The sequence below is a fragment of the Flectobacillus sp. BAB-3569 genome, assembly GCF_002270355.1.
Taxonomy (GTDB): Bacteria; Bacteroidota; Bacteroidia; order Cytophagales; family Spirosomataceae; genus Flectobacillus; species Flectobacillus roseus.
Map to the genome: position 1 here is coordinate 226473 of NZ_NJFZ01000017.1, position 14341 is coordinate 240813.

11 protein-coding genes are annotated in these 14341 nt (G+C 37.3%); 6 read left to right on the forward strand and 5 right to left on the reverse strand.

Translation table 11 applies throughout. The annotated features are described in order from the left end of the window. Window positions 1–118: 118 nt before the first annotated feature. The 3 genes from BWI92_RS16995 (at window position 119) to BWI92_RS28285 (ending at window position 4208) form a co-directional block, all read left to right on the forward strand. Complete coding sequence (locus tag BWI92_RS16995) at window positions 119–2968, forward strand: DNA polymerase III subunit alpha (RefSeq protein WP_310588922.1); 2850 nt, start codon at window positions 119–121, stop codon at window positions 2966–2968. Window positions 2969–3084: 116 nt separating this feature from the next. Beyond that, on the forward strand, window positions 3085–3696 hold the full coding sequence (locus BWI92_RS28510) for a VWA domain-containing protein (RefSeq protein WP_255406776.1): 612 nt from the start codon (window positions 3085–3087) through the stop codon (window positions 3694–3696). A 32-nt stretch (window positions 3697–3728) separates the two neighbouring features. Beyond that, a complete protein-coding gene (locus BWI92_RS28285; RefSeq protein WP_255406777.1) occupies window positions 3729–4208 on the forward strand; it encodes a VWA domain-containing protein in 480 nt (159 codons plus the stop codon). A 161-nt stretch (window positions 4209–4369) separates the two neighbouring features. Here BWI92_RS28285 and BWI92_RS17005 read toward each other — a convergent pair whose 3' ends face one another. Together BWI92_RS17005 and alaS are read right to left on the reverse strand one after the other, a co-directional pair. Next, window positions 4370–5371 carry an aminodeoxychorismate synthase component I gene (locus tag BWI92_RS17005; protein ID WP_095164623.1) on the reverse strand — a complete coding sequence of 334 codons (1002 nt, stop codon included), beginning with the start codon at window positions 5369–5371 and terminating at the stop codon, window positions 4370–4372. Window positions 5372–5521: 150 nt separating this feature from the next. Beyond that, a complete protein-coding gene (alaS, locus tag BWI92_RS17010; RefSeq protein WP_095164625.1) occupies window positions 5522–8158 on the reverse strand; it encodes an alanine--tRNA ligase in 2637 nt (878 codons plus the stop codon). Between the two features lie 360 nt (window positions 8159–8518). Here alaS and BWI92_RS17015 point away from each other — a divergent pair, with 360 nt between their 5' ends. Both BWI92_RS17015 and dprA read left to right on the forward strand, forming a co-directional pair. Continuing rightward, window positions 8519–8869, forward strand: a complete 351-nt coding sequence (locus tag BWI92_RS17015; RefSeq protein ID WP_095164627.1) for a MerR family transcriptional regulator — start codon at window positions 8519–8521, stop codon at window positions 8867–8869. 85 nt (window positions 8870–8954) lie between these two features. Continuing rightward, the gene (gene dprA, locus BWI92_RS17020) at window positions 8955–10064 is read left to right on the forward strand and encodes a DNA-processing protein DprA (protein ID WP_095164629.1); all 1110 of its coding nucleotides are present in this window, start codon (window positions 8955–8957) and stop codon (window positions 10062–10064) included. Here dprA and BWI92_RS17025 read toward each other — a convergent pair. From BWI92_RS17025 to pyrE, 3 genes are all read right to left on the reverse strand, one after another. Next, a complete protein-coding gene (locus BWI92_RS17025; protein ID WP_141234819.1) occupies window positions 10061–10717 on the reverse strand; it encodes a sensor histidine kinase in 657 nt (218 codons plus the stop codon). The two genes, dprA and BWI92_RS17025, sit on opposite strands and share 4 nt — an antisense overlap. A 68-nt stretch (window positions 10718–10785) precedes the next feature. Next, a complete protein-coding gene (locus BWI92_RS17030; protein ID WP_176464464.1) occupies window positions 10786–11895 on the reverse strand; it encodes a tetratricopeptide repeat protein in 1110 nt (369 codons plus the stop codon). Window positions 11896–12730: 835 nt separating this feature from the next. Further along, the gene (gene pyrE, locus BWI92_RS17035; RefSeq protein ID WP_095164634.1) at window positions 12731–13369 is read right to left on the reverse strand and encodes an orotate phosphoribosyltransferase; all 639 of its coding nucleotides are present in this window, start codon (window positions 13367–13369) and stop codon (window positions 12731–12733) included. Between the two features lie 228 nt (window positions 13370–13597). On the opposite strand from pyrE, the gene BWI92_RS17040 reads away from it, so the two are divergent. After that, the gene (locus BWI92_RS17040; protein WP_095164636.1) at window positions 13598–14293 is read left to right on the forward strand and encodes an NUDIX hydrolase; all 696 of its coding nucleotides are present in this window, start codon (window positions 13598–13600) and stop codon (window positions 14291–14293) included. Window positions 14294–14341 lie beyond the last annotated feature (48 nt).

The following is a 14341-nucleotide window of genomic DNA, read 5'->3' on the forward strand; positions in this document are numbered from 1 at the left end:
ACATTTTTTTGAAAAGAGTGAAAAATAGAGACTAACCTTTGAAAGCCTGATTTGCAATTTATATGTATTTTTAAAAAAAAGTAATTCAAGCTAGAAAACTAATTTTGTCAACTGCAGTATGTATCTCAACTGTCATACATATTATAGCCTACGCTATGGCACTATTGCTATTCCGCAATTGGTAGAAAAAGCTGTATCACTGGGGGTAAAACAGTTGGCAATTACTGACATTAATCTGACTTCAGGGGTTTTTGACTTTGTAAAAGAATGTCAGAAAAATGATATTAAACCCATTGTTGGAGTTGAATTTAGAAACGACGACGAGTTGTTATTTGTTTGTCTAGCAAAGAATCACGATGGTTTTGCTGAAATTAATCGCTTCCTTAGCAAGCACAAACTTCAGCATTTACCTTTTCCCGAAACTGCCCCAAAGTTTAGAGATGTTTTTACAATTTATCCCTTTAAAAAGAAGCATTTAGCCAAACCCCATGAATGGATTGGTGTTGGTATCAGTGAAGTAAATAAGCTATGGCAATATCCTGATAGGATGAAACAAATGGTGATTTTACAGCCCGTTACCTTTTTCGACAAAGTTGGCTACAACATCCACAGATTGCTAAGAGCTATCGACAAGAATATATTGCTAAGTAAATTAAACCCTGATAGTCAGGCTGATATTAACGAAACCTTTCTAACTCCTGATTATTTACATACCTTTTTCAAAGACTTTCCAGCCATAATTGGTAATACCAATTATTTACTGGAGGAGTGTAATTTTAACTTTAATTTTTCTAGTAATAAAAATAAACTTCTTTTTACAAACTCAAAATTCGATGACCTTAGGCTATTAGAAAATTTAACTTTAACAGGTTATAAATATCGATATACCGATAATCCTGCGGTATTAGAAAGAATTAGTAAAGAACTAATTGTTATTTCTCAGCTCGATTTTAGCGCCTATTTTTTATTAGCTCATGACATCATTCAATTTGCCAAAAGTAAAGGATATTTTCACGTAGGACGTGGTTCTGGTGCTAATTCGATTGTTGCCTATTGCATTGGAATAACCGATGTAGACCCCATAGAACTAGACTTATATTTTGAGCGATTTATCAATCCACATCGCACAAGCCCACCAGACTTTGATTTAGATTTTTCATGGGACGAACGCAATGATATTATTTCCTATATTTTCGAAAAATATGGAGAGGATTATGTATGCTTGCTTGCCACCTATGTTACATTTAAGCAGCGTTCTGCCTACCGAGAATTAGCCAAAGTATTTGGGCTTCCCAAACATGAAATTGACGCCTTAATCAACCCCGAAGGTAGCGACTATGCCAATGTAACAGCCGACTCACTTGGCGAATGGGGGCATTTAATTATCAAATATGGCAACCTAATACAGGACTTTCCCAACTACCTAAGCATACACGCAGGAGGCATTCTCATTTCGGATAAACCTTTGTACTATTACACTAGCTTAAACCCCGTTCCGAAAGGTTTTCCCATTTGCGAATTTGATATGTATGTCGCCGAAGAAATTGGTTTTGCCAAATTCGACATATTATCACAACGAGGTTTGGGACATATAAAAGAGTGCGTAGATATAGTCAAACAACAACGGAATATCGATATTGATATTCATGCCATTCAAGCGTTTAAACAAGATGAAAACCTCAAGCAGCAACTACGCAATTATGAAACTATGGGGTGCTTCTACATCGAATCGCCTGCGATGCGTCAGTTGATTTGGAAATTGCGCTGCGACAACTACTTGACATTAGTGGCAGCCAGCTCTATCATTCGCCCTGGAGTAGCAAGCTCGGGCATGATGCGTGCCTATATTGAGCGATATCATAATCCAAACTCATTTGACTATATACATCCCAAAATGAAGGAGTTGCTAAGTGAAACCTTCGGAATTATGGTGTATCAAGAAGATGTAATCAAGGTTGCACATTATTTTGCTGAATTGAGTTTGGCCGAAGCTGATATTTTGCGGAGAGGAATGTCTGGGAAGTTTCGTTCGAAATCAGAATTTCTTAAAATAGAAAATACCTTTTTTACAAACTGCAAAAATTTAGGTTATGATGAATCTATCACTAAGGAAGTTTGGCGCCAAATAGAAAGTTTTTCGGGCTACTCATTCAGCAAAGCCCACTCTGCCAGCTATGCTGTGGAAAGTTATCAGAGTTTGTATCTCAAAACCTATTATCCTCTCGAATTTATGGTGGCGGTTATTAATAATTTTGGAGGCTTTTATAAGACCGAATTCTACCTACATGAAGCTCGAAGATATGGTGCTCATATAGAAGCTCCTGCGCTCAATTATTCAGGATATATGACCAGATTGGAAGAAAAAACCATTTGGATAGGTTGGATTCATGTAAAAAGTTTGGAGAAAAAAGTTGTTGACCTGATGCTTGCACAGCAAGGAATAAAGCCTTTTCAGAGCTTTGAAGATTTCTACAGGCGAGTTCCTATCTCACTCGAACAAATCATTATCTTGATTCGCTTAGGCGCTTTTAGATTTCTTGATAAAAAGAAAAAAAATCTGCTTTGGCAGGCTCATCATCGTCATACGCAAGGAAAAAAGAAAGGACAGTCAAGCGCCTATCTTTTTGAGGTAAAAGAAGAAACCCTAGAGCTACCCCATTTGGATTATCATGATATCGAGGATATTTACGACACGGTCGAACTATTAGGTTTTTATCTTGAGCCTCCATTTTCAGTGCTTAGAAATCCTATCGAAATACCAACACGAGCTAAAGATTTCCCTCTACATCTTCACAAAACCATTACGATTTTAGGTTATCTTGTCAACGTTAAGTTACGAGAACAAGTACACAAGAACGTATGGCCTTTGGGTATTTTATCGATGAAAATGGGGCGTATTTTGATACTGTTCAATTTCCCAAAATACTCAAACAATATCCATTTCAAGGCGCTGGTATCTACCTCTTAAAAGGCAAGGTCACCGAAGAATTTGGACATTTTGCATTACAAATAGTATCAATGGAAAAACAACATTTGGCATTTGACCCAAGATATTTTTAATAAAACTATTTAAGCTGCACAGCGATGATACACAGAAAAACCACATTATCAGAAAATATAGTAGCCTTTTGTAGATTTCTCAGAGAACATGGTTTTTCTATAAGTGTACAAGATGAAGCCACAGCTTTGGAAGCTCTTTCCTATATTTCTTACCAAAATAGGCTGGATTTTCAAACAGCATTAGCGATTATACTTGTCAAAAAAGTCCAACAGTTAGAAGTGTTCAATCGCCTATTTGAGGATTATTGGAAAGAGCTTGAAAAAGCACTAGATTCAAAAATAAAAGACGGGAAAAGCAAGTCTAATCGCCCTGTTAAAAGCGAGGAACAAGCTTTTAATGCCCTAAAATCTTGGCTCAATGGCAACCGACAAACGCAAGAAGAACAAATGGCTTCTTACAGTCCACATGAAAGTTTAGGACAAAAAAACTTTGCCAATATCCCTGCTGATGAAATTGCTGAAATGATGACAAGCATTCAAACTCTCTCCCGAACTCTGGCGAGAGCCGTTGCACGTCGCGAACAATCGACTAGGGCAAGAAAACAATTTCATTTTGCAAGAACGATCCGAAAAAATATGCGCAGCGGTGGAGAGTTGATAGAATTGGCATTTAGAAAGCCTAAAAAAATCGTTTAAAATTGGTATTGCTTTGCGATGTAAGCAAGTCGATGGATTTGTACTCGAGTTTCTTTATTCAGTTTATGTTTGCTTTTCAGAAAGTATATCAAAAAATAGAAACCTTTATCTTCAGCACGCATATAGCACGTATTACAAACGAACTAAACACTACTCATTTCAACGAAGTAAAGGCTAATTTTTCAGAAAAAATCAATATCTGGTCGGGCGGAACCAAGATTGGAGAGTCATTGATGCAGTTTAATAGAGAATTTGGGAAAAGATACGTCAACCATCAAACAGTGGTCATCATTCTATCCGACGGTTGGGATACAGGAAACCCTGAAGTATTGAGCGAAGCCATGGAAACACTTCACAAACAAGCACATAAGATCTTGTGGCTAAACCCGCTTGCAGGCAATCCAAACTTTCAAGCAAATACCGTAGGGATGCAGGCAGCAATGCCATTTATCAGTCACTTTGCTCCTGTGCATAACCTCGAAAGCCTCAAGCAATTGGGGAAGATGATTTGATGATTGGGCGTTTTTAGAAACTCTAATTGAGCGCTTGAGTGATGGAACGAATGAGTGATTATTTTTAATAGATATTTTGAAATAATCACTCATCCACTCAATCACAACTCACTCAACTTGGCATGACTCATGTCGTACCGTTACGATTATGAAACAAAAAGCTATTTTGACAAATAGACTTTATCTATTAATTCTTGGTATTCAGATTCGGCATTGGCAGAAACCGTAATTCCTCCTCCGCTTTTAAAAAGCATTCCTTGTGGGGTATTCTCGATAAAGCGTATCATGACAGAACTATCCAAATTTTGCCCATCAAATATCCCAAAAACGCCTGTGTAATATCCTCTGTCGTACCCTTCTGCCTCCTTGATAATCTCTAGAGTTTGGGGTTTGGGCGCCCCTGTGATAGAGCCCGCAGGAAGCATTTTAAATAGTAATGAACCTATTTGTTGCGCATAATTCTCTGGCAATTTTCCACAAATTTCTGAACTCACTTGCAACAAATTGCCTTCGTTGGTAGCAACTCTATCGATATATCTAAACCGCTCTACCCATACTTTTTCGGCTATAATACTAATATCATTTCTGATTAAATCCACAATCGTAGCGTGTTCCGCCAACTCCTTTTTGTTCTCCAAAATAGTTTTTTCAGCATCAGGAATATTAGCAGAGATAGTCCCTTTCATCGGATGAGAGGAGATGATGCCAGACTTAATCTGAACAAAAGTTTCGGGAGAAAATAAGACAAATTGATTTTTGAATAACAATTGATAAGTGGCTTCACTTCGTTCAAATATCTCTCTCAAGGATAAATTTACCCGAATAGGAGTCGGTTTAGTGAGGTTTACAAGAAAACTATCTCCTCGCTTCAAATGATTTTGTACAAGTGTAAATGAATGTTGATATTCCTCAAAACTTATTGGATATTTCTCAAAAACTACCTCAGTGCTTTCGGAAGTTTTTTGCTTAAAATGATAATTCGTTTTATCTCCAATTTTGTAGAATATTTGGTGCTGTGCAACCTCCTCCAAAGGAATCACCAAGGGCTTTTGCATCAGGTAATCAATCACAAAAAAGAAAGGTTTTTGTGATTGACCTAACTGATTCATTCGCTCTATAGCAACCAAAGCAGCAGGAAGAATTGAATGTTTTTTATAACTCATGTTTGAGACTGACTGATGAAGAAAAACAGGGAACTTAGAAATCATTTTAATCAAAACACAAAAATGCAATTCTTTTCTCCCTGTTTATGTAAAAAATCACCCCTCAAGAAAGGCTCTTGAGGGGTGTGAGAACTTATATTGTTAAAAAGCTTATGCGTTTACAAAAGTTTTACTTTTTTCTATCGCGTTTGCCAAACCACTCACGTCAGAACCTCCCGCAGTTGCAAAGAATGGTTGGCCACCGCCCCCACCTTTCACTTCTTTGGCCAATTCACGAATGATTTGTCCAGCGTTTAAGCCTTTATCTGCTACCAAATTATCCGCAATCATTACTGCTAATTGAGGTTTACCAGCAACTTCGGCACCCAAAACGCAATACAAATCACCCACTTTTGCTTTTAATTCATAAGCCAATTGTTTCAAGGCATCAGCCGAACCAACTTCTACGACCTCAGTAATAGCGTTGATGCTACCGTAAGAAACGATTTTGTTCAACAAACGTTCTTTCGTTGCTTGAAGTTTTTCTTGTTCAAAAACCTCGATTTTCTTCGCTAAAGCATTTTTCTCTTCCAACAATGAAGCTACTGCTTTTACTAGGTCTTTTGGCGCTTTCAACAATTGATTCAATTGGTCAAGAATAGCCTCTTGTTCACGAAGAATTTCGAATGCTTTTTCTGACGTAACCGCCTCAATACGACGAACACCCGTTGCTACCGAAGTTTCAGTGACAATCTTAAACAAACCAATATTACCTGTTGCAGGTACGTGTGTACCTCCACAAAGTTCTACCGAATAGTTTTTATCAAAAGTAATAACACGAACGAAATCACCGTATTTTTCACCAAACAATGCCATAGCACCACGTGAAGTTGCTTCAGAGATAGGAACGTTGCGTTCTTCTACCAAAGGAATATTTTCACGGATTTTTTGGTTCACAATCTCCTCAACCTGAGCAATTTCTTCGTCAGTAACTTTCTGGAAGTGAGAGAAGTCAAAACGTAAAATTTCGTTATTTACTAGTGAACCTTTTTGGTTTACATGACTACCCAAGACTTGCTTAAGCGCAGCCTGCATCAAGTGCGTAGAAGTGTGGTTGTTGTTAGTCAACTTTCTACGTGCTAAATCGATACTTGCTTTTACTGGTTCGTCAGAAACCAAAGATTCAAAACGCTTGTCGCTGATAAAATGCACGATAAGGTCGTTTTCTTTTTTGGTATCCACCACTTCAATTGCAACCCCTCCAAAACTGATGGTACCTTTATCTCCAACCTGACCACCTGATTCAGCATAGAAAGGCGTTTTGTCCAACACCACTTTGTACTGTGTTCCTTGTTTGTTTTGAACTTTTTGGTATTTTACTACAGAAGAAACCGTTTCGAATTCGTCATAACCCACGAATTCAATTTTGTCAACTTCTTGCAAAATCACCCAGTCCTCAGCAGAAGTCGAAGCATCCTTTCGTGAACGCTCTTTTTGTGCTTGAAGGGCAGCTTTGTATCCTTCTTCGTCGATTGACAAACCATTTTCACGAGCGATAAGGGCTGTCAAGTCAACAGGAAAACCGAAGGTATCATTCAACTCAAACACTTGCTCGCCATTAATAACTGTTTGATTATTAGCTTTTAAATCAACCGTGATTTTATCTAATAATTTCAAACCATTTTCAAGCGTACGCAAGAAAGAGTTTTCTTCTTCTAAAATAACTTTTGCCACAAAATCTTGTTGAGAAATCAATTCTGGGAAAACACCGTCGAATTGCTCTGACAACAATGGTACAATTGAGTGTAAAAACGGCTCACGGAAACCTAAATAAGTATAACCGTAACGCACCGCACGACGCAAAATACGACGAATTACATAGCCCGCTTTGTTATTTGAAGGCAATTGACCGTCAGCAATCGCAAAGGCAATAGCACGGATGTGGTCAGCAATAACACGAAGTGAAATATCCGTCCACTTGTCTTGACCGTATACCTTACCAGCTTTGTCTGCGATAAGTTTGATGGTACCTTGGAAAACATCAGTATCGTAGTTGGATTGTTTGCCTTGGATAGCCATACACAAACGCTCAAAGCCCATCCCTGTATCTACGTGCTTCGATGGAAGTGGCACCAACGAACCATCAGCCATACGCTCAAACTGCATGAATACGTTGTTCCAGATTTCAACAACCTGAGGATGATCTGCGTTTACCAACTCTTTCCCAGATTTGGATGCAACCTCATCAGCATCACGCAAGTCGATATGGATTTCTGAACATGGACCACATGGACCAGTCTCGCCCATTTCCCAGAAATTATCTTTTTTATTTCCTAAAATGATACGTTCCTCTCCAACGATAGCCTTCCAAATATCCCATGCTTCTTGATCGAATGGTACGCCATCTTTTTCGTCACCTTGAAATACCGAAACATAGATACGGTCTTTCGGCAACTTGTATACTTCTGTCAATAACTCCCAAGACCAAGCCAAGGCTTCTTTTTTGAAATAGTCGCCAAATGACCAGTTACCCAACATCTCAAACATAGTGTGGTGATAGGTATCAAAACCTACATCTTCGAGGTCATTGTGTTTTCCTGAAACTCTCAAACATTTTTGGGTATCTGCAATACGCTTTGAGGGCGGAGTTCCGTTACCTAAGAAAAAATCTTTGAACTGAGCCATACCCGAGTTGTTGAACATCAAGGTTGGGTCATTTTTGGCTACTAATGGAGCTGAAGGAACAATTAAGTGACCTTTCGATGCAAAAAAGTCCAAGAACTGTTTTCTAATTTCTCTGGAAGTCATTGGTAATTATATGGTTATGTTTAGGGCTAGAATGACTGACAAATGTCATTCCTCACACTAAATATTTTTTTGTACTAAATAGATTCCTGATTTTTCGATAAAAATTTTATCTTTGCTTAAAATCATTTTTTGCAAAATTAGTTGTTTTCAGGCTCAAGAACGATAATGTTGAAAAATCATTTTAGCTAATTATCGCAACTTACCACTCAATACCATTATTAATAGCTAATTATCAAACACTTAGCCTTCAACTAAAAACCAACACCCTCATAGTTTTGTAATAAAATTTTTACTTTGGATTGGGAGAACACATACTATTTTGAGTATAAGGTCCTAGGTTTCTCTCGATTTTTGAATATTATGCAGCAGAATCTAACTAAACGTTATTATTCCATATCAGAGGTAGCAATCATGTTTAACGTAAATATTTCAAAATTACGTTACTGGCAAGAGCAATTCCCAACGATAAATCCTAAGCGTGATCGAGCTGGGGATAGAAAATACACACAAGATGATATTAACCAAATACGTGAAATTTTCATTTTGATAGAGGAAGAAGGTCACACTATTGAAGGAGCCAAAAATGCCTTAGAAAAAAGGAGAGCTCGTAAAAATGCCAATCAGGAGGTAGTAAGAACTTTGGTTGGATTGCGTGATTTTCTAAAAAAAGTACGAGACTCCCTCGAACAGGGAGATGATAGTTCATTGTAATATCCCTAGAGTAACATTCACACACCTGAAAATCTACACTTGAAAGCTCGGTTCGAGTTATTTAATCTTTTTCTATACCATCATTATGCAATTTACCTCAGAAAAGGTATATCAGGTAGGGTTATCACTTATTCCAAAAATCGGTGACATTTTAATTAAACAGTTAGTAAGCTACTGTGGCTCAGCTGAAAATGTATTCAAAGCTCCCAAAAGTAAACTTCTTAAAATTCCCAATATCGGGGAAGTACTTGCTCAAAATATCGTTCAACAAAAGGTACTAACGCTTGCTGAGGCTGTTGTAAAACAAGCTGAGAAGGAAAAAGTACATATTCTTTTTTATTTAGATACCGACTACCCTCGAAGATTAAAATCTCTTTACGATGCGCCTTGCATTTTGTATTATAAAGGCAATCCAGAGGTATTAAACCCTCAACGAAGCATCGCCATTGTAGGAACTCGTCAAATGACCGATTACGGGCGTGTGGTCACAGAGCAGATTGTTGCACAACTCAAAACCTTCAAATGTGTCTGCATCAGTGGATTGGCGTATGGCATTGACATTTGCGCACATAAAGCCAGTGTACAATATCAAATTCCAACGATTGGTGTGATGGCGAATGGAATAGACAAGGTATATCCTAGTCAGCACAAGCAAACTGCCATACAAATGCAGCAATTAGGAGGAGTTATGTCTGAACACCACTTTGGTGTAATTCCAGAAGCGCCATATTTTCCTAGAAGAAATAGAATCATTGCAGGTATGTCAGATGCCACGATTGTGGTAGAAGCCGCCATCAAAGGCGGGGCACTGATCACAGCTGAGTTTGCCAATAATTATCATCGTGATGTTTTTGCTGTGCCGGGACAGCTCGGCAAGAGTCATTCAGAAGGGTGTAATTTGCTTATCAGGAAAAATAAGGCGCAGATCTATACGCAGGTAGAAGACATTGTGGAGTCCTTAAATTGGGACTTGGTACAGACCAATGAGTCCTTAGCCAAGGCTATTGATTTTTCTGGATTAAGTACAGAAGAGAGTCAAATTTTGGCATTACTTCACCAAAAAGGGCCATTACATATTGATGAGCTTAGTTGGCAATCTCAAATTGTAATGGCTCGTTTGGCTTCTCTCCTTTTACATTTAGAGTTTCAAGGATTGGTAAAAGCATTACCGGGGAAAAAGTTCTGTTTGGCTTAGGCTGCCTCTTGGGTTGGAGCAATAGCCAGTTCAAAAACTGCTCCCCCATCATTTTCTACTTTGTACTGACCAGAAACTTGCTTACTCAATGAAATAATAAGTTGCTTTCCAAAAGAACGGCGACCTTTACTATTCCATTTGTCCATATCGATACCTGCGCCATTGTCTTTTACTTTTAAATAGATACCGCCTTCTGTTTTGAACTTGATTTCTAAGGTTGGATCAGGTACTTGTTGATAGGCATATTTAAAAGAGTTAGTCACCAATTCATTCAAAATCAATCCAATAGGAATCGCTAAATCCACATCAATTTCAGTTTGTTCTATATCTAGTAACAGATTGAAATTTTGGCGAGAGTATCCATAGCTTTCCATTATATTTTCAACCAAATCAGTAATGTACTCCTTGATATTCAACGCTGTAGTATGACTAGTCTGATATAATTTTTGGTGAATCAAAGACATAGCCTCTACCCTTTTCTGACCAGTTTGCACAGCCTTTATGGCATCTTGGTCGGTAAGACCGTACGTTTGGAGATTGAGTAGACTTGCCACGATTGACAAATTATTCTTAACACGGTGATGCAGTTCTTTCATCATCAATACCAATTTGTCTGACTGTTCCTGAATTTTATAATTTTGACTCGTCAACAAATCGTTGTTTTGATGAATAATTCTGTTTTTACGAATTAGCAAGAATCCAGCGATAACCAGTACCGCAATTAAAACAAGGCCGAAAAAATAATATTTTGTTTAGCGGTGTTCTGAAAATTGAGCTCCTTAATTTGAGTCTCTTTCTCAATGGTTTTATTACGCTCTTCAAGTTCAACAACTTTCGACTTGATTTCTAAATTGGTGATACTGTCGTTTAGGACTACATGGTTTTTGTAAGCAAAATAAGCTTTATCCCATTTTTTTTCTCCTTCATATAGCTTTGCCAAAACATCATAGGCATCTGCTTGGAAGTATTTCCGTTCAGGGATATTATTAGCGTATTCAATTCCTTTTAGTGCGGAAGAAATACCTTCTTTATACGCTTTTTTGCCATTGTATGCCCAAGCAAGATTTATGTAAATAGCAGCTAAACTAAAAACATCTTTTTGAGTTATTTCAAGGCTTAAAGCTTCTTCATACATTTGAATCGCTTTATCAAATTGGCCTAAATTTTTGTAGTGGATGCCGATATTAATTAAACCTGTAAGATAATCATCCGACATCTCGGCTGACTTAAGATACTTCAACCCTGTAATACTCAAATCCAAAGCTTTTTGAGATTGACCTCTTTTATCGTAGATAATACTAAGGCTATTGTAGGAGTAAGCAATGAGTTTATCATTGTGTAAATCCTTTCCAATTTTCTGAGTTAACACATACATTCGTTCGGCTTCATCCAGTCTATTTTGACGTTCAAACACGTTGCCTAATTGAATATAGGTTGTTCCCACCCAGTATAGATTCCTTTGTTCTTGAAATCTGTGAAGCGCTTTATTGAAATGCTCTAAAGACTTTACATAATCCTCAAGCCCATAATTAGTTTGCCCTAACTTATAATGCAGATGTCCCAACAGGGTATCAGCTGAGTTTTCGGGAATGAGGTCGATAGCCTCCAATAATATTTCGCGTTTTACTTGGTCCTCAAGTTCGCCCTGCTTAGAGAATTGATATATAGCTAAAGCTCTTTTTTCATTTGCGGGTAATTTGTTCCACTTTTCACGGGCACTTTCTAAGCTTTGGGCCTTAGTATGAATCCCAAGGAAAAAAAGTAATAGGAACACAAATAGCGATTTTATATGATTCATGGTAAAATGTGTGTCAGCTTTATAATATTTCAAAATTTTAGACAATACTAAGTTAGTGGGCAAAATAGAATTTAATTTTTGTGCCCAGGGCATTCAGGTATCAGCTTTCGGCGGTGGGCTTTGTAAAAAAGCATGGCTGTGGTTAATAAAAACATTTTAACACTCAGTGCCTTGTGCCTGTTGCCTTGTCCCTAAACACATAACTTAAATCTTATTCTGCACTATTACTTAATTGTAATATTTAGACTTATACGATGATTACTTGCAAAAAGTATTCTTCAGAATGTGGTAACACATCCCTAAAAATAGACTTCTGAATTTGAGAAACCTATCCATTCTTATTCAACGGTACTTGATGAAGTAGTATAAATTTAAACTATAGTATATCTTTAGTTAGTGTGCTAAATAGAATTTAAGTTATGTGTTTAGATACTAGGCAACAGGCACAAGACAAAGAGTGTTAAAATGTTTTTTAATAACTACAGCCATGCTTTTTTCCAAAGCCCATCGCCGAAAGCCCAAAGCACAATTTTAAATTTTATTTTCCCACTAACTTAACTATGTTGAATTATGAAAGCAATTTTGGTAGAAGCGGTTTGGGTAAAAATTATTAGAGAATGTAGAAGGCGGAGATATTTTCAAATAGATTTTTATCCTGTATAAGTTTAGATATTTTTTTATAAGTAAAAGGAAAGATTAAATTAATAGTATATCTGAGGCAAAATCTGACTATAACCTTTTGATTATGAATATCTTCAAATAACCAATATACTGTTAACCAATAACGTTTTCCTACTTAAAGCAAACGGTCGATAAAACTATCGACCGTTTATAGTTGAGCTGACTAAAAGAAGTCAAGCTCCATTAATTATATGCTCCAGTTAGCAGGGTCATGACGCCACTCTTGAAGAGTTATCATTTGACTTTCTGTAACATAGTTTTTCTTTTTAGCTTCCTCCAACAAGGTTTCGTAATCGCTCAAAGTATAAAACTTCAAGCCTTTTTCTGCAAAGTTTTGAGTTGCGACATTAAAACCATAGGTAAAAATAGCGACCATACCCAATACATTAGCACCAGCCTCGCGTAATGCTTCAGCAGCCTTTAATGAACTACCACCTGTAGACACCAAATCCTCCACTAATACTACTTTCTGACCAGCTTTGATTTCACCTTCGATTTGGTTGCCCATACCATGTTTTTTCGGCTCAGGGCGTACATAGCAAAATGGCAAGTCTAAGAAATCAGCTACCAAAGCACCTTGCGCAATACCTGCTGTAGCTACACCTGCGATGATATCAACCTCTGGCCAGTATGCTTTAACAGCAGCAGCCAAGCCGTCACGGATTGCAGTACGTACCTTTGCGTGAGAAAGAGTAATACGGTTATCACAATAAATAGGAGAATTCCAGCCAGAAGCCCATTTGAAAGGCTTGTCAGGGCTTAATCTTACGGCTTTTACGTCTAGTAGCATCGAGGCCACAGATTGTGCAAGTGTTGCGTGTGTCATTGGATTACTGAATTTGTATAGGGCGATGAGATTTCTTTGTCTGTTTTGAGATTGTATTCAAGCAAAGAAGGTTAATTTGGTTGTCGATTTTCAACTTTTATGCAAAAATAGGAAGAGTCGGGCATGTTTTACTAACAAAAATGTAATTTTGCTTTTACAATGCAACAATATGGGTGGCTCAACACGTGCCAAACATTGCCAAATATTTAAAGATATCTATTCAATAAGATGATCATTTTCATTGACGACAGACCTATCAAAGTGATAAGTCAAAAAAAAGCTAAGTCTCTGACAACCACAGATTTTGAACACTTGATAGACGCAAAACTTGAAAGTATTCGTCCTGAGAAATTGCATGGCCATGTCTTGATATTAAACGTAATTTTACCAACAATCAATAAACTTTTTTCAATTTTAAAAGAACACGATTTACCACACTTTCAATCTATCACATTGGTAACAGCCGATAGAGATTTGACAGAAGAGCAAATTAAAGCACAATATAAGGTGATTAAAGCGGCAGGTGGCGTAGTTAGAAATGAAAAAGGAGATTTATTATTGATGTATCGTCTCAAAAAATGGGATTTACCCAAAGGTAAACTCGACAAAGGCGAAAAATCCAAAAATGGTGCGGTACGCGAAGTAGAGGAGGAATGTAATGTAAAAGTACGTTTGGAAGAAAAAATCTGTACCACTTTTCATACTTATACTTACAAAAACGAGCACATCCTCAAACAAACTAAATGGTATTCAATGGAGATTGTGGATGCTTCTAAAATGAAACCACAAATTGAAGAGGATATCGAAAAATTAGAATGGATGGATCGTAAACAAGTACACACAGCCTTGATTAACTCTTATTCATCGATTCGCTATGTCGTAAAAAGATATTTTTACGAGGGTGAAGACAAATGGGAAATATAGGAAGTGATGAGTTGTGAGTTTAGAGTGATTTGTTCTCTAAACTCATCA

Coding starts and splice junctions, on each gene's coding strand:
- BWI92_RS16995 (WP_310588922.1), top strand. CDS start 119: ATGTATCTCAACTGTCATACATATTATAGCCTACGCTATGGCACTATT.
- BWI92_RS28510 (WP_255406776.1), top strand. CDS start 3,085: ATGATACACAGAAAAACCACATTATCAGAAAATATAGTAGCCTTTTGT.
- BWI92_RS28285 (WP_255406777.1), top strand. CDS start 3,729: ATGGATTTGTACTCGAGTTTCTTTATTCAGTTTATGTTTGCTTTTCAG.
- BWI92_RS17005 (WP_095164623.1), bottom strand. CDS start 5,371: ATGAGTTATAAAAAACATTCAATTCTTCCTGCTGCTTTGGTTGCTATA.
- alaS (WP_095164625.1), bottom strand. CDS start 8,158: ATGACTTCCAGAGAAATTAGAAAACAGTTCTTGGACTTTTTTGCATCG.
- BWI92_RS17015 (WP_095164627.1), top strand. CDS start 8,519: ATGCAGCAGAATCTAACTAAACGTTATTATTCCATATCAGAGGTAGCA.
- dprA (WP_095164629.1), top strand. CDS start 8,955: ATGCAATTTACCTCAGAAAAGGTATATCAGGTAGGGTTATCACTTATT.
- pyrE (WP_095164634.1), bottom strand. CDS start 13,369: ATGACACACGCAACACTTGCACAATCTGTGGCCTCGATGCTACTAGAC.
- BWI92_RS17040 (WP_095164636.1), top strand. CDS start 13,598: ATGATCATTTTCATTGACGACAGACCTATCAAAGTGATAAGTCAAAAA.